The 19,696-nt window shown below is 49.5% G+C and carries 22 protein-coding genes; 16 read left to right on the forward strand and 6 right to left on the reverse strand.

Features of this window, described 5'->3' with window-relative positions; all coding sequences use genetic code 11:
• Positions 1-11: 11 nt before the first annotated feature.
• The 6 genes from DCC81_RS03980 to DCC81_RS26030 all read left to right on the forward strand — a co-directional run bounded on the left by DCC81_RS03980 (position 12) and on the right by DCC81_RS26030 (position 5,330).
• Entirely contained in the window at positions 12-1,226 is a 1,215-nt protein-coding gene (locus DCC81_RS03980; protein WP_108685291.1) for a TlpA disulfide reductase family protein, read from the forward strand.
• Between the two features lie 254 nt (positions 1,227-1,480).
• Complete coding sequence (locus tag DCC81_RS03985) at positions 1,481-2,296, forward strand: SDR family oxidoreductase (RefSeq protein ID WP_108685292.1); 816 nt, start codon at positions 1,481-1,483, stop codon at positions 2,294-2,296.
• A 9-nt stretch (positions 2,297-2,305) separates the two neighbouring features.
• Complete coding sequence (locus DCC81_RS03990; RefSeq protein ID WP_108685293.1) at positions 2,306-3,223, forward strand: helix-turn-helix domain-containing protein; 918 nt, start codon at positions 2,306-2,308, stop codon at positions 3,221-3,223.
• A gap of 98 nt (positions 3,224-3,321) precedes the next feature.
• On the forward strand, positions 3,322-4,125 hold the full coding sequence (locus DCC81_RS03995; protein WP_108685294.1) for an SDR family oxidoreductase: 804 nt from the start codon (positions 3,322-3,324) through the stop codon (positions 4,123-4,125).
• 27 nt (positions 4,126-4,152) lie between these two features.
• Entirely contained in the window at positions 4,153-5,055 is a 903-nt protein-coding gene (locus DCC81_RS04000; protein ID WP_108685295.1) for a helix-turn-helix domain-containing protein, read from the forward strand.
• Positions 5,052-5,330 (forward strand): outer membrane beta-barrel protein, encoded by a 279-nt coding sequence (locus tag DCC81_RS26030; protein ID WP_108685296.1) that lies wholly within the window; start codon positions 5,052-5,054, stop codon positions 5,328-5,330. Before DCC81_RS04000 ends, DCC81_RS26030 begins: the two co-directional genes overlap by 4 nt.
• Positions 5,331-5,520: 190 nt before the next feature.
• On the opposite strand, the gene DCC81_RS04010 is transcribed toward DCC81_RS26030, so the two are convergent.
• Complete coding sequence (locus tag DCC81_RS04010) at positions 5,521-6,264, reverse strand: SDR family NAD(P)-dependent oxidoreductase (RefSeq protein WP_108685297.1); 744 nt, start codon at positions 6,262-6,264, stop codon at positions 5,521-5,523.
• 101 nt (positions 6,265-6,365) lie between these two features.
• Here DCC81_RS04010 and DCC81_RS04015 point away from each other — a divergent pair, with 101 nt between their 5' ends.
• The 4 genes from DCC81_RS04015 (at position 6,366) to DCC81_RS04030 (ending at position 8,923) form a co-directional block, all read left to right on the forward strand.
• Positions 6,366-6,719, forward strand: a complete 354-nt coding sequence (locus DCC81_RS04015; protein ID WP_108685298.1) for a winged helix-turn-helix transcriptional regulator — start codon at positions 6,366-6,368, stop codon at positions 6,717-6,719.
• 290 nt (positions 6,720-7,009) lie between these two features.
• Positions 7,010-7,621 (forward strand): TetR/AcrR family transcriptional regulator, encoded by a 612-nt coding sequence (locus DCC81_RS04020; RefSeq protein ID WP_108685299.1) that lies wholly within the window; start codon positions 7,010-7,012, stop codon positions 7,619-7,621.
• A 199-nt stretch (positions 7,622-7,820) separates the two neighbouring features.
• On the forward strand, positions 7,821-8,129 hold the full coding sequence (locus DCC81_RS04025; RefSeq protein ID WP_108685300.1) for a hypothetical protein: 309 nt from the start codon (positions 7,821-7,823) through the stop codon (positions 8,127-8,129).
• A gap of 215 nt (positions 8,130-8,344) precedes the next feature.
• Complete coding sequence (locus tag DCC81_RS04030) at positions 8,345-8,923, forward strand: dihydrofolate reductase family protein (RefSeq protein ID WP_108685301.1); 579 nt, start codon at positions 8,345-8,347, stop codon at positions 8,921-8,923.
• On the opposite strand, the gene DCC81_RS04035 is transcribed toward DCC81_RS04030, so the two are convergent.
• Positions 8,924-9,322 (reverse strand): OsmC family protein, encoded by a 399-nt coding sequence (locus tag DCC81_RS04035; protein ID WP_108685302.1) that lies wholly within the window; start codon positions 9,320-9,322, stop codon positions 8,924-8,926.
• Between the two features lie 191 nt (positions 9,323-9,513).
• Here DCC81_RS04035 and DCC81_RS04040 point away from each other — a divergent pair, with 191 nt between their 5' ends.
• A complete protein-coding gene (locus DCC81_RS04040; protein ID WP_108685303.1) occupies positions 9,514-10,197 on the forward strand; it encodes a hypothetical protein in 684 nt (227 codons plus the stop codon).
• 119 nt (positions 10,198-10,316) lie between these two features.
• Here the strand turns inward: DCC81_RS04040 and DCC81_RS04045 are convergent, their stop codons facing one another.
• Positions 10,317-10,766 carry a lipocalin family protein gene (locus DCC81_RS04045; protein ID WP_108685304.1) on the reverse strand — a complete coding sequence of 150 codons (450 nt, stop codon included), beginning with the start codon at positions 10,764-10,766 and terminating at the stop codon, positions 10,317-10,319.
• A 203-nt stretch (positions 10,767-10,969) separates the two neighbouring features.
• Here DCC81_RS04045 and DCC81_RS04050 point away from each other — a divergent pair, with 203 nt between their 5' ends.
• The 5 genes from DCC81_RS04050 to DCC81_RS04070 all read left to right on the forward strand — a co-directional run bounded on the left by DCC81_RS04050 (position 10,970) and on the right by DCC81_RS04070 (position 14,789).
• The gene (locus DCC81_RS04050; RefSeq protein ID WP_133177538.1) at positions 10,970-11,791 is read left to right on the forward strand and encodes a hypothetical protein; all 822 of its coding nucleotides are present in this window, start codon (positions 10,970-10,972) and stop codon (positions 11,789-11,791) included.
• Between the two features lie 45 nt (positions 11,792-11,836).
• Positions 11,837-12,349 carry an RNA polymerase sigma factor gene (locus tag DCC81_RS04055; RefSeq protein ID WP_240612952.1) on the forward strand — a complete coding sequence of 171 codons (513 nt, stop codon included), beginning with the start codon at positions 11,837-11,839 and terminating at the stop codon, positions 12,347-12,349.
• Positions 12,346-12,948: a hypothetical protein gene (locus tag DCC81_RS04060; RefSeq protein WP_133177539.1), complete on the forward strand. Its 603-nt coding sequence runs from the start codon at positions 12,346-12,348 to the stop codon at positions 12,946-12,948. Before DCC81_RS04055 ends, DCC81_RS04060 begins: the two co-directional genes overlap by 4 nt.
• A gap of 79 nt (positions 12,949-13,027) precedes the next feature.
• Positions 13,028-14,071: a sensor histidine kinase gene (locus DCC81_RS04065; RefSeq protein ID WP_108685308.1), complete on the forward strand. Its 1,044-nt coding sequence runs from the start codon at positions 13,028-13,030 to the stop codon at positions 14,069-14,071.
• Complete coding sequence (locus DCC81_RS04070) at positions 14,019-14,789, forward strand: LytR/AlgR family response regulator transcription factor (protein WP_165806431.1); 771 nt, start codon at positions 14,019-14,021, stop codon at positions 14,787-14,789. Before DCC81_RS04065 ends, DCC81_RS04070 begins: the two co-directional genes overlap by 53 nt.
• A gap of 73 nt (positions 14,790-14,862) precedes the next feature.
• Here the strand turns inward: DCC81_RS04070 and DCC81_RS04075 are convergent, their stop codons facing one another.
• The 3 genes from DCC81_RS04075 to DCC81_RS04085 are packed head-to-tail and all read right to left on the reverse strand — an operon-like array spanning position 14,863 to position 19,661.
• Entirely contained in the window at positions 14,863-16,065 is a 1,203-nt protein-coding gene (locus DCC81_RS04075; RefSeq protein WP_205686252.1) for a glycoside hydrolase family 27 protein, read from the reverse strand.
• Between the two features lie 30 nt (positions 16,066-16,095).
• Positions 16,096-18,423, reverse strand: a complete 2,328-nt coding sequence (locus DCC81_RS04080; RefSeq protein WP_108685311.1) for a glycoside hydrolase family 95 protein — start codon at positions 18,421-18,423, stop codon at positions 16,096-16,098.
• Positions 18,424-18,443: 20 nt separating this feature from the next.
• Positions 18,444-19,661, reverse strand: coding sequence for a DUF4998 domain-containing protein (locus DCC81_RS04085; protein WP_108685312.1), 1,218 nt, complete (start codon positions 19,659-19,661; stop codon positions 18,444-18,446).
• Between the last annotated feature and the right edge of the window lie 35 nt (positions 19,662-19,696).

Consider the following 19,696-nt stretch of genomic DNA (forward strand, 5'->3'; position numbering starts at 1 on the left):
AAAATATCAACATGACAAAAGCAACTTTGTTTTTCGGTGCACTACTGGGTGCCACTCTGGGAAACCCTGCACCCAAATTTACCATCACCGGCAAGGTGGATGGCGGCCAGGAAGGCACGAAGATCTACCTGCGCTATGCAGATGTCGGCTTTGCACAACGCAAGAACCTGGACAGCGCGGTGCTGCACAATGGCAGCTTTACCATCACCGGCGACGCCAGTTCCCCGCGTTTTTGTGAGATCCTTTTCCGCGACGCAAAAGCACATCCCAGCGCCACGTACGAGGATAAGATCATTAGTGTGTTCGTGGAGAATTCAAATATTAAGATAGACGCCGTGTACGACAGCCTGGGCATAGAACTGGACGGCTGGCGGGGCCAGAAGCACGGTTTCGTAAAGGTATCCGGCAGCAGGAGTCACGATGCCTACATGGCTTATGATGAAGTGGAGCGTAGCTACAGCAAACGCGAGAACGAACTTTTCGATGAGTATATAAAGATCATCAATGCCAAGGATGATGCCGACATGGAAGAGCGTTACCACAAAGGCGTGCCGGTAACCGTACAGCTGGATGAAGCCGCAGCAGTGGACAACGACTTTAACATGCGTTACATCCAAAACCATACACCGGATGCGGTGAATGCCTACATCGCTACCAGCTTCCTGCGCAGCAGCGATATCACCACCACCCAGGTAGATAGCCTGATCCGCTATTTTGAACTGTCAAAGGACAATGGTTACCTGGTATCGCATTTCAAAGAGATCGCTCCGGGCTACCAGCGTACGGCACTGGGCTCAGAAGTACTGGACATGCGCTTTACCGACAGCAGCGGTAAAGCGCACGCACTGCGCGACTATATTGGTAAAGGAAAGTATGTGATGCTGGAATGCTGGGCCTCCTGGTGTGGCCCCTGCCGCGCAGATATTCCCCACCTGAAGAGTATGTACCGGGACTTCCATCCCCAGGGTTTCGAGATCATCAGCGTGTCACTGGATAATGTCAAAGACAAATGGTTAAAGGCCCTGGACCAGGAGAAAATGCCCTGGTTGCAGCTCAGCGACCTGCATGCCTTTGATGGAGGCCTGCCCAAAGCCTATCATATCAACGCCATTCCACACTGCCTCTTGTTTGATCCCCAGGGTAAGCTGATCACGCTGAACATGCGAGGCTCCTGGATGAACCGCCGCCTGCAGGAAATGTACGGCGACCACTTTTCAAAAGGATGATTTTTGGTTGAGAATGAAAGGGGCCTCCGGAAGGGGCCCTTTTTTGTACCTTGTACAGACATTTATACCCTAAACGACCCGGGCTTCGAGAATTTATTTCATTTTCCTTTCGCGTTCAAAGAAGCATGCGGGTATGACCCTACGGAGGCCTGAACGAAAAAACCTGCCGTTTTGAACACAAGGAAACTCAATATGAACACTTCCGTGAAAATAAGTCTTTCGAATTTTGTGCTGTAAAATTAAAAGATCAAAACATGAGCAAGACTATTTTTATTACCGGCGCATCATCCGGATTAGGAAAGGCAACGGCTAAATTATTTCATGAAAAAGGCTGGCATGTAATTGCTACCATGCGGAATCCTGAAAAGGAAACGGAGCTAAATCAATTGGATAATGTAACCTTGTTGCCATTGGATGTAACCAACTTGGAACACATCCAGGATACGGTGTCAAAGTCCATTAAAATGGGCGATGTTGATGTAGTATTCAACAATGCAGGCTACGGATTAATAGGTCCGCTGGAAGCATTAAGTGATGAGCAAATCACCAAACAATTAAATACTAATTTACTGGGCGTTATCCGTGTAACCAAAGCATTTATTCCGTATTTCAGAAATAAAAAAGCAGGAATGTTTATCAACACAACTTCTCTCGGAGGGTTGGTTACATTTCCTTTAGGATCGATCTATCATGCCACAAAATGGGCATTGGAGGGCTGGAGCGAGAGTATGTCTTTTGAGCTGAATGCTCACGGAGTATATATTAAAACAGTAGCTCCCGGAGGCATAAAAACAGACTTTATGAGCCGCTCTATGGAATTTACTTCCATTCCGGAATATGACATTATTTCAATACCAATGATGTCTAATTCCGAAACGATGTTAGCTGCAGGCGCCATGTCGGAAGACATCGCAGCAGTTGTCTATGAAGCTGCGACAGATGGAGAAAATAAGGTACGGTATATCGCAGGTGAAGATGCAAAAGCTTTGTATGCAAAACGGCTTGAAATTGGCAACGAAGGTTTCCGGGCCTTTATGAAAGATAGTTTTCTTACCAAAATGAATTCATAAATTAGCGCTATGAAACCGGAACAATCACCTGTTATAATTAATGCTATATCCGAGTTGCATAGGTTGCTGGAACTGCCAAGGCCTTTACATCCTTTGGTAAGCCTGTTTGATAACACAAAAGTTGCCGCCAGAAAAAAACAATTACCCAAGGCCTTCATTTTCGATTTCTACAATATATCCTACAAGAAGAATCTGAAAGGAAGAAGCGGCTACGGCCAAAGCTATTATGACTTTGATGACGGGACGATGATCTTCACAGCACCGAAGCAATTAATAACGACAGTCGAGGAACAGGAATATTTCGGTATCACCTTACTTTTTCATCCTGATCTTATCCGGCTTCATCCGTTGGGGCAAAATATCCGGCAATACGGCTTCTTTTCTTACGAAAGCAATGAGGCACTACATATTTCCGATAATGAGAAAAAGAACGTATTGCCGGTTTTCAAAAACATCGAAGATGAATTGAATCACAGCATTGATGATTTTAGTCAGGATATCATCATTTCACACATAGAAACTTTACTCAATTACAGCAATCGTTTTTACAAGCGGCAATTTATCACCAGAAAAACGATAAACCACAGCTTGTTAGCCCGGACTGAAAAAATACTGAATGATTATTTCGATACTGAAAACGTTATGACCGCTGGGTTACCCACCGTAGAAATGCTCGCCGCAGAAGTTACCGTATCACCGCGTTACCTGAGCGATATGTTCCGGTCATTGACAGGACAAAATGCGCAGCAGGTCATTCACGAGAAAGTGATCGAAAAAGCTAAGGAACTTTTATCATCCACCGACTTGTCGGTCGGGGAAATTGCCTATCGATTGGGATTCGGATATTCCCAATCTTTCAGTAAGCTATTCAAGCGAAAGACTAACCTGACGCCCGTTGAATTCAGGCAGCGTTTTCACCACAATTAGCTGCTGTAATTCCTTAAAAAGTATAAGCATATCCAAAAAATATGCAAGTAATCCGGTTCCGGTGTTCCGACCTTTGCCTTAACTTAAAAATTTAAACAATGGCAAAGACTGTATTGGTTACCGGGGCATCTTCCGGTTTTGGAAAAGAAACAGCCAAATTATTTCACATGAAAGGTTGGAACGTAATTGCGACGATGCGTTCCTCCGGTAAAGATATGGAGTTACCTCAACAGGATAATATCCTTGTCTTTCCTTTGGATGTTACGGATAAAGAAAGCATTACAAACGCAGTTGAAAAGGGCGTTGGGAAATTCGGAACGATAGATGTCTTGGTTAACAATGCCGGTTACGGTTTGATGGGTGTCTTTGAAGCGGCGACCGAAGCGCAGATCCAGCGGCAGTATGATGTGAATGTTTTCGGGGCAATGCGTGTAACCAAAGCAGTGCTGCCATTCATGCGTAAAAACCGCAGCGGGATAATCATTAATATTTCTTCTTTCGGAGGTGTCACAGCCGGGCAGTTTGCAAGCTTGTACAACAGTTCTAAATTTGCGCTGGAAGGGTTCTCCGAGGCACTGTCACACGAACTGGCATTCTTAAATATTGCAGTAAAAGTCATCGAACCCGGCAGCGTAGCCACCAATTTCAGAAGCGGTATGGAAATGATTAAAAACGAGATTGAGGATTACAACGCTGAGCTGGCAACATTTATTCCCCGCTATACCAGGCGCACCGAACATTTACGGAAAGCAACGCCGGAAGAAGTTGCCGAAACCATATATCATGCAGCTACCGACAGCGTTTTGAAATTGCGCTACGCAGTAGGCGATGATGCCCGCTTCTATATCGATTTAAAAACAAAGAACAGCGAAGAATATTATCTTAAAGCCATGCGCGACTGAAGTAATTGCTAACTTTGTTCAAAGGATATGGAAACAAAAATCGTTGATATAAGATCTATTGGGGAGTTGCACCGGTTCTACGGATACGAAAAGCCGAAGCACCCGCTGGTAAGCGTTATCGATCTGTCCAAAACCCGCAAGCAAGGGGTACCTGAAAATACCGTTTACAGGCTCGGGTTCTATAGTATTTATTTTAAAGAAACAAAAGGAGCACTGCAATACGGCAGGGCGCACTATGATTTTGAAGAGGGTACGCTGCTGTTCACCGCACCGTTCCAGGTGGTAGCTGCCAATACGGATACGGCTCCGGGAAAAGGTATGGGATTGTTTTTTCATCCAGATTTATTGAGCCGGTCGAACCTGGGAAGAAATATCAACGATTATTCTTTTTTCAATTACGATTCCGCAGAAGCATTACATATATCAGAAAAAGAAAAGGAAATTTTGGAGCATTGTCTCCGAAATATCGAGAAGGAATATGCACAGCATATCGACAAGCATACCCAAAAACTTATAGTAAGCAATATCGAGCTGTTATTGAATTACTGTGACCGGTTTTATGACAGACAATTTTTTACCCGCGAAAGAGTAAACCGGGATATTATTCAACAATTTGAACAGCTGCTGAACGAATACTTCTCGGGCGATGCTTTAATTGAAACAGGTCTGCCAGACGTTAAGTATTTTTCGAACCGTTTGAATTTATCCCCATATTATTTATCTGATGTCTTAAAAAAAATTACCGGGAAAACTACTCAAGATTATATACATCTGAAAATAGCAGAAAAAGCAAAATTGTTCCTATGGAATACCGATAAACCTATAAGTGTCATTGCCTATGACTTAGGTTTTGAACACCCGTCTCATTTCACTAAGCTATTCAAGAAACAGGTAGGGATGCCTCCTAAACAGTTTCGTAATCTTAATTGAAATATGTCCAGCGTAAACGTCCTGCCTTTTTCTTTTATACCATTGCCCTTAAAAAGCAACTTTTGAACAAAAGGGCAAGCATCGGCATAACTGCTGCTAATTTGTTTAACCAATGCGTTAACCAACGGATTATTTCTTATGGATCAAATTTTAGTCAGTCCAATATGAGGAACATCCCTCTCCGTTCCTTTGGCATTATTTTAAGTTTTAAATTTGGAAAGCTCCAACTTAAAAAGGAAGATAGTAATATTCCGCAGATCCCAGCTATCGATTAACTTGAAAAACTCCATACGTAGCATACTTGAATTTGATTTCACTTTTCAATGCTACACACCACCCTATTTCAGCACTTAACTTAGGCATAAAACAGCAAGGCGAATGAAATGTCAGGGCCGAAGCAGGACTTAAAAAATTAAGTTGCTTTGCTTGTAGCCTTCACTTTTCATCCGCCGGCCGGTAACGATCCTATTTCATTGCATAATTAAGATAACCCCCATCTGCAACAATCTCCGTACCCGTAATAAAACTGGCCGCCTCAGATGCCAGGAATAACACCGTGCTTGCAATTTCACTGGGATCACCCAACCGCTGCATAGCTGTAGCAGCGGCCAGTACGCCTTTCGCCTCCACAGGCACCGCACCTTCCAGTCCGGGTGTTAAGACCGGCCCGGGGCTAAGGATGTTTACGCGGATCTTCCTTTCAGCCAATTCATTTGCCGCGATCTGCGCAATTTTGTTCAATGCACCCTTGGTAGCGGAATACACGCTGGTGCCCAGGTTGGAAGCCGTTGCCACAGTAGAAGAAGTGAACACAACGGATGCCCCGTCTGCCAGATGAGGCAGCAGCTTTTGCAGCGTAAAGTAATGTCCCTTCACGTTGGTATTGAACTGTGCATCAAAATCGGCTTCGGTGGTTTGGGCAATCGGCGTAAAAGTAGCAATGCCGGCGTTGAGGAAAAGCACATCCAGTTTATTACCGCTGGCAGCAATGGCCTGTTCTACCACCGAAATGCCCTCCAGGCTGGAAGTGTCTGAAACAATGGTTTTCAACTTGCGGTCGTTGATCGCGGCAGCTGCGTCCTGCAGCTTGCTGGCGCTCCTGCTGCTGATCCATACATTGGCGCCCGCATTGATAAATGCCTTTGCCGTAGCGAGTCCAATCCCGGTGCTTGCGCCTGTAATGAGCACGTTCTTATTCGTAAAATCCATGTCTATTGGTTTTGTTTCGGCCACAAAATTAGATCATGCGAATTTATTTTGGTTACTTTGTTTCTAAAAGTAACAGTAACTTCCGGGTAACCAAGTAACATATGGAGTGCAAAGCAAATTTTCAGCAGGATCGCAAAAAGGAAATGATGGCCGTTCATGACGCCATGGACGTGCTGAGTGGAAAGTGGAAGATCTACATCCTTTCCTCGATCTGCCATTATAACAAAAGAAGGTTCTCCGATATTTTAAATGATGTGGAGGGTATTTCAAATAAGATGTTGAGCAAGGAGCTTAAGGAACTGGAAGCAAATAAACTGATTGAGCGTACTATTTTAGATACACATCCGGTCACCGTGCAATATGAGCTCACCAGGCATGGCCTCACCTTAAGAACGATCATCGATAACCTGACCGACTGGGGCCTTCAGCACCGCAGGGAAATTATTGGGAAATAGCACACATGACTTTATGGATCTCCATGTTAGCGCATGCAGCATGTACGCCATCATCCCCTGGCCCTCCCACCTTTGTCACCATCCCCCCGGCACCGTCCCATGCCAGGACATCACAGCGTTCACCGCCGGGAAATGGCCGCTGGCGTTAAAATGTTTATCTACTTTTTACAAAAATCCGCTCCCGGAAATAGCGATGGCAAATTTTATTTTTCTATAGCCAATATAGGCAATTGGTCATATTTTGCTTAATTGCTCAAAATTTATACTTTTACAGCTTTAAACCAACAGAGATGTCCGCCAATATCAAGGAAGAAGAAATCCAGGAACAGCTCCTGCAAGCTGCAAAGCAATTATTCCAGGTTCATGGCTTTCGGCGGGTAACCCTTGACGACATAGCCAAAGCCATAGGTAAGGCCAGAAGTTCCCTTTATTATTATTATAAGACCAAGGAGGAGATCTTAGATGCGGTGATAGGTGTCGAGATCAGGGCGTTGATGGCCTCTCTCGCAGCGGCGATCAGCAAGGCGCCAAATGTGGAAGAAAAAATAAAAGCCTTTTTTTTAGCCAAACTTTCCGCCGTGATCGAAAAGGGCGCCTTTTTCAATTCGCTGGACGAGGGTATGGATCCGAGTGAATTATCAGGCTTCCGCAAGACGAGGCTCGCTGTCCATGATCAAATCTTCCAGCAGGAAGGTGCAATGCTTGCACAGGTCATTACTGAAGGTATCCGGCTTGGGGAGTTGACCAGATTGAACCATAAAGACCAGGATGATTTAGTCTTTGTGCTGTTAAGCAGCCTGCGCGGCATGAAGCGTGAAATGACAATCAAAAACGATTTTAGTAACATGGAATCATGGGTGAATATTCTGGTCCGCTCGATGATCCATGGTTTAAAGCAATAAAAAAATTTGCCCATTTTTCGACATTTGGTCAAAATTTGCTTATAAGCTTATTTAATGAGCACGAAAAAGCCATTCACATATTCCGCGCTTTCCGGGACCGGAACTGTAGCCTATTCTTCAAACGGGCAGTCGGTGTCACAGATTGCGGTGCTTTTTTCAGGGTGTTAAGAAATTATTTAATCATTTAAACAGATTTATTATGCATTGGTATTATTATTTCAGCGATTTACTGGCGGGAATGCTTCTGGCCAATTTTGTTCCCCACTTTATTAAAGGTACCGCAGGCGATCCTTTCCCCACACCTTTTGCCAAACCGCCTGGCAAGGGCTTGTCCTCGCCATTGGTGAACGTACTTTGGGCAATGTTCAATTTAATCGTGGGCTTCCTGCTTTTCCGCTTCGGTAAAGTATCTGTTGGTGATACATTGTCGATCTCGGTTTTCTTTATCGGCATAGCTTGCATCAGCATTTTCAGTGCTATCAATTTCGTCCACAAGGATAAAGTTTAATCCGTTTCTATCAGACGGGAAATCAAACAACCAACACCGCCCTGCTGGTCATGGATAGGCAGCAGGGCTTACTCACGGGTACCCGGAGGCTGCATCGTTGTTAGCTAAGGCAAGCTTTGATACAGCCTGTCCCATCCACCCCTTACCTTTGTCACAATCTCCCCGGCGCCTCCCCACACCAATGGTCTACATTTGAAAAAACAAACCTTCCACTTATGCGTAAACTAATAATGAAAATGTCCATGTCCATTGATGGTTTCGTGGCTGGCCCGAATGGGGAACACGATTGGGTTTTCCGCAACTCTGATGAACAATCCCGTGCCTGGAGCGCAGCATCCTTCAACGAGGCCGGGATCATCATCATGGGTAGAAAATCCTTCGAGTCGATGGCCCCTTACTGGCCCACCGCCACCGGCCCTTTTGCAGCGCCAATGAACACCATTCCCAAAGCGCTATTCACCCAAAAAGGATTCAAAGGAATGCCCAATACTGCCGGTACGCCTGCGGGTGCTTCCTGGGCCGAAGCGCGCATCTTCCATGGCGATCTTGTGGAAGGCATCAGGGAGTTAAAGCAGGAAGAAGGCAAGCCTATTATTGCAATTGGAGGCGCGGGTTTTGTACGCAACCTGATAGAAACAGGACTTATCGATGAGTACCAGCTGGCCATCCATCCCATCATGTTTGGAGCCGGCCTGCCAGTATTTACCGGTCTTTCAAAGCCGCTGGACCTGAAACTGGTGGATGCCAGGACCTTCCCCGGGGGGATCATCGCTAATACGTACCGCCCTGCATAATCACCTTTCCAAAACCACTGCCAGGCCCTTTCTCAGCGTATTGTGCACTTCCGCTACCTGGTCCGTGATCCGTATCAGCTCCTCCACCTGCGCCGGCGAAGCATCCGCGCTTACCTCCGCACGGTATTTGAAATCCATTCCCGGCTCTCCCGGCGCACCAAATTCACCAGTGCATTCCACCGTCATGCCGGAAACCGGGATGCCACGGGCCTCGGCTTCCCGGTAAATGTCATTGCAAAAGCACGTGGCTAAGGAAAGGAGTAACAACTCACCGCCATTCACGGAAGACCCATAACCGGATGGCTTCACCGGTAGCTGTATTGTTTTTACAGTCCCATTTGTCTGCACCTCAGTGGCATGGTAATGCTGCCGGCTTTCTATTTTGGCTGAAATTTTCATCCTGCAAGGGGTTAAGTGATAAACCAAATTTATGGATAAATGACCACCTTCCGGCCGCATGCGCCTCTCCGGCCATAGAAAATCACCTGTCCCAAGCCCTGTCCATTTCATCGGATTATATCCCTTTTCGTCGGAAATAACTTTTCCTGGCCCTCCAAACGAGGTTTGTTTGCATATTCAACCAAGGCACTATGCAAACAACACACCTCATCAACATTGGCCTGCACGTAGCAGCCGGTACCGCAGCATTGGTAGCGGGTTTGGGGGCTATGGTGGTGCAAAAAAGGCGCGCCCGCCACACCCGCTATGGCAGGGTGTTCACCCGCCTGGTATACATCGTTATTTCCACGGCCCTATTCGGCGTATTTGTATTCCGGGGTAATGCGTTCCTTTTCATCCTCACGCTGCTGAGCGGCTATAATTGCTTCAGCGGTATCCGCGCTGTACGGCTGGCGGGCGCCAGGCCCCAATACCTGGATCACCTCGTAGCCGGTGGCGTAATGCTTGCAGGGGCCGGGTACCTCTACGTGTTAAAGCGGGAGGGCTTCTACTGGGCGCCGGCAGTCATTTATTCCACAGTAGGCGCTTTGTTCCTGGTAGCCGGATATGATCTGTTAAAACGCATACAGCCGTTATGGTTCCTGCAAAAAGCCGTGTTGTATGAGCACAGCTACAAAATGGTAAGTGCCTGGAGTGCCCTGCTGTCGGCGTTTTGCGGCACGATGCTGCCTCGGTATAAACCTTACAGCCAGCTGCTGCCCTCCGCTATCTGCATTGCTTACATCTGCTTTACCTTTATCCGGATAGCAAAGCATCAGTATCAACAACGGCACCAGCCGGCAATGCAAAAGAGGCCCTCAAATGCTATGATCTAAAGGCCTCTTTGAGGAATAACAATACAATGTACTACTGCTTCACCAAAATATCCATTATCAACAAGAAGGCCTCCAAACACAAGGATCTGAAGACCTTCCCGGCATAACAATACAGGTCTTTACTGCTTCACCAGCGTAAACGTCAACTTATCCCCGGTTTTGATGGAGTTTTCCAGGTAATACGTCAGCGTTTTACAATCAAACCCGGCCACGGTGCCATTTAAAGTGCCATCGCTGGTCAGTACATTATCTTTCACGCTCCAGGTACCGTCACCAGATCCGGAAGGAGTGCAAACCGTACCGGCATCTGCATAGCTATAGGTACCATCGCTTTTCAGGGTAAGGATGTCGTCTTTAGCACAATCTTCCATATGCGCCAGGTAGTCCACCGGCGCGGCGTTGGCGGTTTCTTTGTATTGCAGGGCGGTGAGGCGGTAGGCGCCCGCAAGGTTTTGCACGTTTACCGTACAGCCGGTGGGCTTATCCTGTTCCTTATCTTTTTTGCAGGAAAAAAAGACCGTGCCGGATGCCATCAGTACAATTGCCAGTTTCATTTTCATAGTCGTCATTGGTTTTGTTTGGTAGTAATACCTCCTGGCTTCCCGGATGGTTGGGGTGAAAAAAAATATTTTTTTTACCCAACCTCCGGCGCAAAACCAGGGTATTATGGATGGAGGCAGCCTGGTTTTGCCTTATCTTACTAAGGTGGCGGCCAGGATAAAATACCGTGGATGAGCCTTCTGCCACGATTTAAAACGGATTTTAAAGACGAATGAAAAGGAATGTATTATTAATGGCAGCTGCCTGTTGTATCGGTAGCTGCACCACGATCAAGATGTCAATACCGGAATCATTTCAGCAGCAGGCCACCATGCTACACGTAAAGGGCGCCCACGGTAATAGCATGTCGTTTGATCATTTTACCACATCCAAAATAAAACGGGGCGTACACGTAAGTTATCCTGGCTGGGGCAGGCCTTTTATCCTGGAAAATCTCTGGCTCAATCAACTGGGCATTGGTAAAGCCGGGCTGGTAGATAATGAAAAGGCTAAATTCCGCTATGCGCTAACGGATGGTAATAACGTGGTACAGGTGTACGCGCATGAAAAAGCGGTGACCCGCGAAACGGAATACCACCTGCTGAACAAAAGCGGGTTTCCCAACTCGTTCACAGAACTGCAACAGTACAATTACGTATTCTCTGCAGTTATCAGCGGTGATACCACACAGGTAGGAAAGGGCTGGGAAATGGTGATGACCAATATTTATGACCGCAAAGCCAGCAGGGATAAAAACCCGTTTGCTTACGTAAAGCCGGGCGATAACGGACTGGCAACCAACGGAACGGATACCATTTTTATAAAACCAGTGAACATTAAGCAAACGGCAAACGCGGAAGGAAAGACCTCCAACCTGCCATTCAAGCTGCTCTCCGGCTATGAATTGAGCACTACCGGTGGCGTGATCGGCATCGTGGACCTGATGAACCAGAACATCTGGTTCTACAATGAACTGGATGCAAATGAACGGCTGAACGTTGCGGCTATCGCTACCGCCATTTTTGCGAGGCGAGTGCATAATGAGTACTGGTAATTTCACATTGCAGAGAAGGCACTGGAACAGGCATTAGACGATATTATTCAGGATTGCCGGGAAGGCAAAAGGAAAGCGCAGGAACTGCTGTACCGGCAGTGCTATGGCTTTGCTATGGCCATTGCCATGCGGTATGCCACGGACGAAAATGAAGCCGCGGATATCCTGAGCCATGCCTTTGTGAAGATGTTCCGCAGTATCGCTTCTTTTGATAGTGCGAAAGGCAACTTCCATGGCTGGTTGAAAAAGATCGTTATCAATGAGTCCCTGGACCATATCAAACAACGCAGCCGTTTTGTAAGCCTGGAGACACAGGTAGTGGAAGAACCGTTTGTCAACAACAGTATTATTGAAAAAACGGATGCGGCGGTGATCCTGCAATTGATAAGACAGCTGCCCAGGGCCACGCACGCTGTGTTTGTGCTATACGCCATTGATGGCTACACGCACAAGGAAATTGCCGCCCACCTGGGCATCAGTGAGGGCACCAGCAAATGGCACCTCAGCGAAGCAAGAAAGATCCTTCAACAAAAAATAACTGCGATAACAAACCGGTGAATAAGACCACTCCATACGAAGCATTAATAGCAGCAAAGCTGAACGAGATCCCCGTGCCCGACATGGCAGACGCGATCTGGTCTGGCATTGAAGCGCAGCTCGATGGGGTGGCCACACCGCAGCAGCAGGTCCCTGCACCGAAAGCGGTGGTGAAGGGCTGGTACTTCTTTGCCGGTGCTTTTGTAGTAGCAGCTTTACTGTGGTGGTACTTCGCATCCAGGCCGGTGCCGAAGCCCGTGCCGCCAGTAAAACCAGTGCCGCCCACAGAAACAATCATCCCCCCTGCAGACACGGTTACCATCGTCAGCCCCGCGGGGAAAATGATCATACCGGTACACCCCATCAAAGCAAAGAAGGATACGGTACAGGTGCGCGATACCGTGCAAAGCCAGGCCAGCGTTGATTCCGCATTCATACCGCTTTTGCCGCCGGTGAAAAAAGAATTATGGCACCTGGTGAATGGTACCCCGCCTATTCATATCATTGACACGGCCCGTCACCAGGCACCGCCGCCCAAACGGCCCAAAGGGGTACCGGGCATCTCCAATGATGATTATAAAATATCCACCGGGAAGGATAGTACCCAAACCCCAGGCTGATACGCTGCCCGCACCAGGTCTGCGTTATTTGCATTATTATTACGCTCATACCAGCTTGCTCTTCCCTTAAACTACCGCTATGCGCAATGCCCTTAAGGTGATATTAATAGCAGGTGCCATTGGGCTTTCCTTTGGCCTGTACCGCTATTGCTGGTACGATCACCGTATCCTGAGCATTACAGGATCGGTGATGTCCTGCCTCATCATCGGGTCCCTGATGATGGCGGTGATCTATGGGCGGGGTTACTTCCTGCCCGCCGGTTCTCCTGCGGGGGTTAAAGCGCTGGTGGTGATCCTGCTGCTTATTCTCGCCTCCGGCGCGGGTACTGCTTTGTATTTTTGGCTGCTGTCGTGGCTACCGGGCGGGCCTCCTTTCCGCTGGCCGGGTGAAAGTGGCATCTATATCCTGAACATACTGATCGTGATGGTGGTGGGCATCCCCATTTATGCATCGGAAGAGGGGCGGCGCCAGCTCAGCGGATTGGTGCAAAGCCAGCAATACCGGGTACTGCAGCTGGAGCAGCAACAGCAGGCTATAGAACTGGAACTGCTCCGCGCCAAGATAAACCCGCATTTCCTCTACAATGTGCACAATACCATTGCAGGCCTCATTCCCGCCGCTCCGGAAAAGGCAGAAATGCTGGTGCTGCTCCTGTCAAAGTTTTTCCGCGCTTCGCTTTCCATGAACAGCCCTACCTTCCACTCACTGGAAGCGGAGCTGGATATCGTGACCACTTATCTGCAAATGCAGCAGCTCCGCTTCGGAGCCCGTATGCATTTTGAACTGCACGTGCCTGCGGGCCTGGAACAGCGGCAGGTGCCTTCATTTGTCCTGCAGCCCATCGTGGAAAATGCCGTGAAACACGGCATAGAAGCCTGTGCTGATGGGGGCGTCATCACCATTACAGTACAGGAAGCGGGCGGGCAATTCATGTACACCGTCACGGATCCGGGTGCCGCATTTAGTGAAGCGCCCAGCGGTGGATCGGGACTGAAACTGGTTACAGGCAAGCTACAGTTGTTATATGGCCATGCCTTCCACATCGTATTTCATAACCCTCCGGAAAAATATGTCAGCATCACCTTTCCCAGCCAGCATCCGGGCACTGCTGGCAGACGATGAACCAGTAGCCTCCGGCCGGCTGCGCAAGGCCCTGGAAGCTTATCCGCAGGTGAAGGTCATTGCGGAGGTGACGGATGGCCATGCGGCTATTTCGCACATCAACCGCGATAAACCGGACCTGGTATTCCTGGATATACAAATGCCGGGTTATAATGGCTTTGAGGTACTGCAACACCTGGAATACACGCCCCTGGTCATTTTCGTGACTGCTTATGACCAATATGCCATCAAGGCTTTCGAGGTAAATTCTGTGGACTATTTATTGAAGCCCGTAGCGCCGGACCGCCTGGCCATCAGCATGCAGCGCGTACTGGAGAAAGGTGCGCAGGCAAACCTGCTGGTCAACGTCAAATCCGTACTGGCCCAGCTGATCCCGGAACAGAAGATCAGCACCATCCCGGTAAAAGCCGGCGCCAGGGTGCATTTTATCCAGGTAGAAGACGTGTACTTTTTTGAGGCCAAAGACAAATATGTACAGGTGCACACCGCTACCGGTGTCCACCTCGCGGAGCATACGCTCATCTACCTGGAAGGCCGGCTGCCAGCGCATTTCATACGGGTGCACCGGTCCTTCATCGTGAATAAATTTAAGATCAGGGAAATGCAGAAGTATTTCAAAGGCACTTACCTGCTGGTAATGGCAGATGCTCTGCAAACGCGCATCAGGACTGCTTATTCTTATGCAGCGGCGATCCGGGAAAAACTGTTGTTGCCCTGAGGAATGCGGCCCTTCTCTTCCGGTCTGCAAAAGCGGCGCCGGCAGCGCCGCGGAACGCCCCGGCAGGGAATGTCTATTTTGTACTCCGCAGTCTCAATACCACGGTCTCATGCGATGCCACGGTGTAAGACAGCCTTTGTTGCTGCTGCTTTTCTTCGTGGGTCCACACGTTGTAGGTATGATATTTCCCTGCAAGGCCCAGTTGTGAGAGGGTTGTTTCAAACTTCCGGGAAGTGCCGGCGGTATTCAAAATACCAATGGCCGTTTCACCATTTTCCAGCGGTTTTACAAACACCTGCCAGTCATTTGCATGGATCTTCCGCACGGCTTGTTTGCCCAGTTTGTCCTGGTCAATGGCCAGGATGTCTTTGTTGGTAAGTATCTGTTTGGTGACTGCATTCATCTTCGTGATATCGCAGCTCACCATCAGTGGCGCTGCCATCAGGCACCATAAGCTCATTTGCGACCTGTATTCCGTATCTGTGCAACCCACACCACCCAGGTCGCCGGAGGGGCCTTTGTAGCCATAGAGGCCCACTACCAGCATGTCCGGGTCGTTCCAGCCTCCATTACCGGCGTAGGTATCCAGGGCTGCGTTGATATTCACTGCATCCAGTATGCCCACACCACCAGCAGGGGTGCCAGGTGCATCATTGGCGGCAGCCCACTTGTCGCGGATATCGCCGGCGGTGCGCCACAGGCTTCCACCGGCGGCAGCGGCCCAGGTCCAGGGTTGGCGGCCTCCCCATTCGCAGATGCCCAGCGGCATGTTCCTGCCGGAAGCAGACAAGGCATCGGCCATGGTCTTGTAACGGGCTTTTGCCGTGGCCTGGTCTGATGGTGCACCGCAGTAATCATACTTCAGGTAGTCAATACCCCATGCGGCAAATGTTTTTGCATCCTGCGTTTCAAAATGAAGACTGGCTGTGTAACCTGCACAGGTAAGCGGGGCCGCATCGGAATAAATACCCAGTTTCAATCCCTTGCTGTGCACATAGTCTGCCAGGGCTTTCATACCAGATGGAAATTTTTCCACATCAGGAATGAAATTATTCTTCTTATCACGGCCTCCCTGCCAGCCATCATCGATGAAGATGTATTCATAGCCGGCATCCCGCAGGCCATTGGCCACCATGGCATCGGCAACGGACTTTACATCCTGCTCCGTGATCTTGTCTGCATAATAATTCCAGGTCATATAGCCCATGGGTGGCGTGGGGGCCAGTTGGTTCCGTTGCGCGGTAGCAACAATGGCCGACACACAGGTGACGGCCATTATCAGTATGCTTTTAGTCATCGTTTTATATCAGCTTTTGGTGCTCATCACTGTTTTTATCTCCCCATTCACTTTTACTTTCACAGGGGTAGGGTTGGCTGCATGGATGCTGTAAGCGGTGATCTTTCCCTGTTTCCACGAAAAATCCACGGTGAAATTACCCCTTGCCTTCAATCCTTTTACAGCACCTTCCGCCTTCCATTCCGCCGGGATGGCCGGCAGCAGGGAGATGTAGCCGGCGTGGCTTTGCAGCAGCATTTCTGCAATGGCTGCTTCGCCGCCAAAGTTGGCATCTATCTGGAAGGGTGGCCCGGCAGAGAACAAGTTAGGATAAATACCGCCACCGGCGCCATAATTAATGTCTGTACCAAACGTAGGCCGCATCAGGTTCACATACAGTTTATAGGCACGGTCTCCATCATAGAGGCGGGCCCACCACAGCATTTTGTAGGCAATGGACCAGCTGGGGCCATCGTCACCACGGTCGTTCAATGTTCTTTTGCAGGCGGCTGCCAGGTCCGGCGTGCTGTCTGGCGTGATCTGGTTTGCCGGGAACAGGCCATAGAGGTGGGATACGTGGCGGTGATGGGGATCGGTTTGTTTGTAGTCTTCCAGCCATTCCATCAGGCTGCCATCCGCGCCTATCCGGCCTGCGGGCGGGATCTCCGCAAGCTGCGCCTGCAGGGTATCCCGCAGTGCCTGGTCTGTTTTGAGCATAGTGGATGCAGTGATCACGTTGTTATACAATTCCCGGATGATCTGGTTGTCAATGGTGGGGCCCAGGCAAATGCTGGCCGTTCTTCCATTGGGCAGGTAGAAGGTGTTTTCCGGTGAGGAGGAAGGCGATGTTACCAGCCAGTTGGTCTTCGGATCGCGCACCAGCATGCTTTTGTAGAACAGGGCGGAGCCTTTCAGTACCGGGTAAATGCTGCGCAGGTAAGCTGTGTCGCGTGTGAAATCATAGTGCTGCCACAGGTTGTCGCACAGCCAGCCGGAGCCGGACTTTGCGGCGCCCCAGGAGGCGCTTTCACCGGGCTCGGTGTATTGCCACACATTCGTGATCACGTGTGCTACCCAGCCATCTGCATTGTAATATGCCTTTGCCGTGGTTTGGCCATGGGGTACCATCTTTTTTACCAGGTCTGCCAGGGGCAGGTCCAGCTCCGAAAGGTTGGTCACGTCCACCGGCCAGTGGTTCATTTCCACATTCACGTCCAGGTGGTAATCACCGTTCCAGGGGGTATGCACCTGGTTGGCCCACAGGCCCTGCAGGTTAGGCGGCAACAGGCCCACACGGGTGCTGCTGATGGTGAGGTAACGGCCAAACTGGAAGAAGAGCACCGGCAGCCCGTTGTCCGCGCTTGGCGCCTGCTGGAAGGCCTGCAGGCGGTCGTCCGTGGGCAGGTCATCACGGGTATGGGTACCCAGGGATAGCTGCACACGGTTGAACAACTTTTGATACGCCTGCACGTGCAGTTGCTTTTCCTGGTGGTAAGGCTTACGGAGCGCGGTGGCCAGCAGGGCATCTGTTTGTTGCTTAAAATCAGCGTTCCTGAAATCAGTGCTGGCAGACACGTACAGGATCACCTCCGTGGCGTTCTTTATCACCAGGTTATTGCCGGAAAAGGATGGTGCGCCGCCTTTCAATGCTGCGTGCACTTTGGCCAGGTATTGCATGCCCTTGCCATCTGTACCGTTGTCCAGCTGACCGGATAATTGCAGGTCATTGCCAGCCACGGTTACCGTGCCTCTTTCTGCGCGGTTCATAGACACGGAGCAGTTCACCTGGTTGGGCTTATCTGCGGTGATACGGATCACGGCCACGTCTGTGCCGAAGGAGGTGAAGTATTCTTTTTTGAATTTTACTCCATTCACTTCATACGTTTCCACGGCAATGGCGCTATCCAGGGAAAGGTAGCGCCGGTAGTTCTTGTAATCAGCCTTCCCGTTGTAAGAGAAGTCCAGCACCAGGTTGCCCAGGGTCTGGAAGCAGCCCCATTGCGTGCCGCCGGCGCCCGGGCCGGTGCAGATGAAGTGCTTGTCCACCAGTTGCTGGGCGGAGTCATTCTTTCCTTCAAAAAGGAAGCGTCTTATTTCGGGCAGGCTTTTGTAAGCGCCATAATTGTTGGCGTCCTGTGGTGAGCCAGACCACAGCGTGATGTCATTGAGTACAACGGTTTCCTTCGTTACGCCTCCATCCGTGGTCATGCCCAGGCGGCCATTTCCCAGCGGCAGCGAGCCCTCCCACTGCGCCGCGGGCTTGGTGTACCACAGGTGCAGCGGCTTTTGCTGGGCCACGGCCATCACCGGGGCAAGCACAGATGCCAGCGTAATCAGCATGTTTGTCTTTGATCTCATTATTGAAATTTAATAAATCTTTACTGCTTCCGGTACCACAACGTGAGCTGGCTCATATTGATGGAATTGGTGCCACTGGCCACTTTTATCACCCGCATTACCATGAAGCGAACGGGCGGTGGTGTGGGAATAAAGTCAAATTTTTTAGGCGCGGAGCCATCATCCGTTCTTACTGCTTCCGTAAGCATTGTCCAGCCCTTGCCTTCCATCATGCTTTTCCAGTTTGGATCATTGCCGGGCAGGGAGGGGGTGGCGCCGGTGGTATCTGCAATGCCCCATATTTCAAAGTCAATGGGATTATGACAGCAGTTCCGGCCTATTTCTTCAATGGTGGCAATGTTGTTGTACACCACGCCCATGTCAAAGCTGACCGTCCTGGGCAGGGATATGCCCGGATCGTCACTATGGTAAATATCCGGGTACCCGCGCACGGTGGCATTGCCATCCCACACTTTGCCAAGATAGGTATCTCCTTCATAGGCGCCTGCGTCGAACGGGAAATGTACTTCTGCAAATTTTGTTTTGTCGCACTGCGTTATCTGGTAAATGGTGGGGAAGGTATCTGCTTTCAGCGTGGTGAAAGTATCAATGGCGATCTTCTGCGGCAAATAAGACGATTGGTACAGTACCGGTGTGCCCAGCTGGTAGCCGTCCAGCACCACCGTGTTCTCAGTGGCGGGCAGGTTCTTGGTGATCACTGTGCCTTGCATGTTGGTATACTTTACGGCGGTGTTCACATTCGTGGTGTCCGGCGTGGAAAACTTGATCTGCACACTGCTTCCGTCATAACTCACGATGAATGGGGTATCTGTATTCACCGGGCGGTTAAAGAGGTTGGCGTGGTAAATATCGCCATACACACGGGCATTGTCCACTTCCCGGGTCACCGATTTATTGCCGGCTGCATCATAGGCATTGATGAAGAAAGTATAGCTGTATTCCTGCAGGTTGCTGATGGTGCATTTCACCGTGTCCGTGGGTGTATGTGATTTGGCTTCCACCACCAGGGAGTCAGCATAATTATTCCAGTATACGATGTAGTGGGTTACGCTGGGATCGGGATTGGGCGCCCATTGCAGCTGCAGGCGGTAGTTGCCGGGCAATACCGTTACCTGGTCCAGGCTACCGGGATAGGTGATCTCATGCCCATCTAAATATTGACGGAAATCGGTGGGCTTTTTATCGCAGGCCACCAGCACGGCGAGGAGCAATAAAATATAGTGAAGGCGATTTTTCATTTTGAATGTTTTAGCAATGAAGGATCAGTACGGGC

This window comes from Chitinophaga parva (genome assembly GCF_003071345.1).
Lineage (GTDB): Bacteria > Bacteroidota > Bacteroidia > Chitinophagales > Chitinophagaceae > Chitinophaga > Chitinophaga parva.

What these genes read in the sequence shown, in the direction of transcription:
- DCC81_RS04015 (WP_108685298.1), top strand. Translation starts at nt 6,366, where the DNA reads ATGGAGTGCAAAGCAAATTTTCAGCAGGATCGCAAAAAGGAAATGATG.
- DCC81_RS03990 (WP_108685293.1), top strand. Translation starts at nt 2,306, where the DNA reads ATGAAACCGGAACAATCACCTGTTATAATTAATGCTATATCCGAGTTG.
- DCC81_RS04010 (WP_108685297.1), bottom strand. Translation starts at nt 6,264, where the DNA reads ATGGATTTTACGAATAAGAACGTGCTCATTACAGGCGCAAGCACCGGG.
- DCC81_RS04025 (WP_108685300.1), top strand. Translation starts at nt 7,821, where the DNA reads ATGCATTGGTATTATTATTTCAGCGATTTACTGGCGGGAATGCTTCTG.
- DCC81_RS04080 (WP_108685311.1), bottom strand. Translation starts at nt 18,423, where the DNA reads ATGAGATCAAAGACAAACATGCTGATTACGCTGGCATCTGTGCTTGCC.
- DCC81_RS03995 (WP_108685294.1), top strand. Translation starts at nt 3,322, where the DNA reads ATGGCAAAGACTGTATTGGTTACCGGGGCATCTTCCGGTTTTGGAAAA.
- DCC81_RS04070 (WP_165806431.1), top strand. Translation starts at nt 14,019, where the DNA reads ATGTCAGCATCACCTTTCCCAGCCAGCATCCGGGCACTGCTGGCAGAC.
- DCC81_RS03980 (WP_108685291.1), top strand. Translation starts at nt 12, where the DNA reads ATGACAAAAGCAACTTTGTTTTTCGGTGCACTACTGGGTGCCACTCTG.
- DCC81_RS04035 (WP_108685302.1), bottom strand. Translation starts at nt 9,322, where the DNA reads ATGAAAATTTCAGCCAAAATAGAAAGCCGGCAGCATTACCATGCCACT.
- DCC81_RS04075 (WP_205686252.1), bottom strand. Translation starts at nt 16,065, where the DNA reads ATGGCCGTCACCTGTGTGTCGGCCATTGTTGCTACCGCGCAACGGAAC.
- DCC81_RS04050 (WP_133177538.1), top strand. Translation starts at nt 10,970, where the DNA reads ATGAAAAGGAATGTATTATTAATGGCAGCTGCCTGTTGTATCGGTAGC.
- DCC81_RS04085 (WP_108685312.1), bottom strand. Translation starts at nt 19,661, where the DNA reads ATGAAAAATCGCCTTCACTATATTTTATTGCTCCTCGCCGTGCTGGTG.
- DCC81_RS04065 (WP_108685308.1), top strand. Translation starts at nt 13,028, where the DNA reads ATGCGCAATGCCCTTAAGGTGATATTAATAGCAGGTGCCATTGGGCTT.
- DCC81_RS04020 (WP_108685299.1), top strand. Translation starts at nt 7,010, where the DNA reads ATGTCCGCCAATATCAAGGAAGAAGAAATCCAGGAACAGCTCCTGCAA.
- DCC81_RS03985 (WP_108685292.1), top strand. Translation starts at nt 1,481, where the DNA reads ATGAGCAAGACTATTTTTATTACCGGCGCATCATCCGGATTAGGAAAG.
- DCC81_RS04045 (WP_108685304.1), bottom strand. Translation starts at nt 10,766, where the DNA reads ATGACGACTATGAAAATGAAACTGGCAATTGTACTGATGGCATCCGGC.
- DCC81_RS04040 (WP_108685303.1), top strand. Translation starts at nt 9,514, where the DNA reads ATGCAAACAACACACCTCATCAACATTGGCCTGCACGTAGCAGCCGGT.
- DCC81_RS04000 (WP_108685295.1), top strand. Translation starts at nt 4,153, where the DNA reads ATGGAAACAAAAATCGTTGATATAAGATCTATTGGGGAGTTGCACCGG.
- DCC81_RS04030 (WP_108685301.1), top strand. Translation starts at nt 8,345, where the DNA reads ATGCGTAAACTAATAATGAAAATGTCCATGTCCATTGATGGTTTCGTG.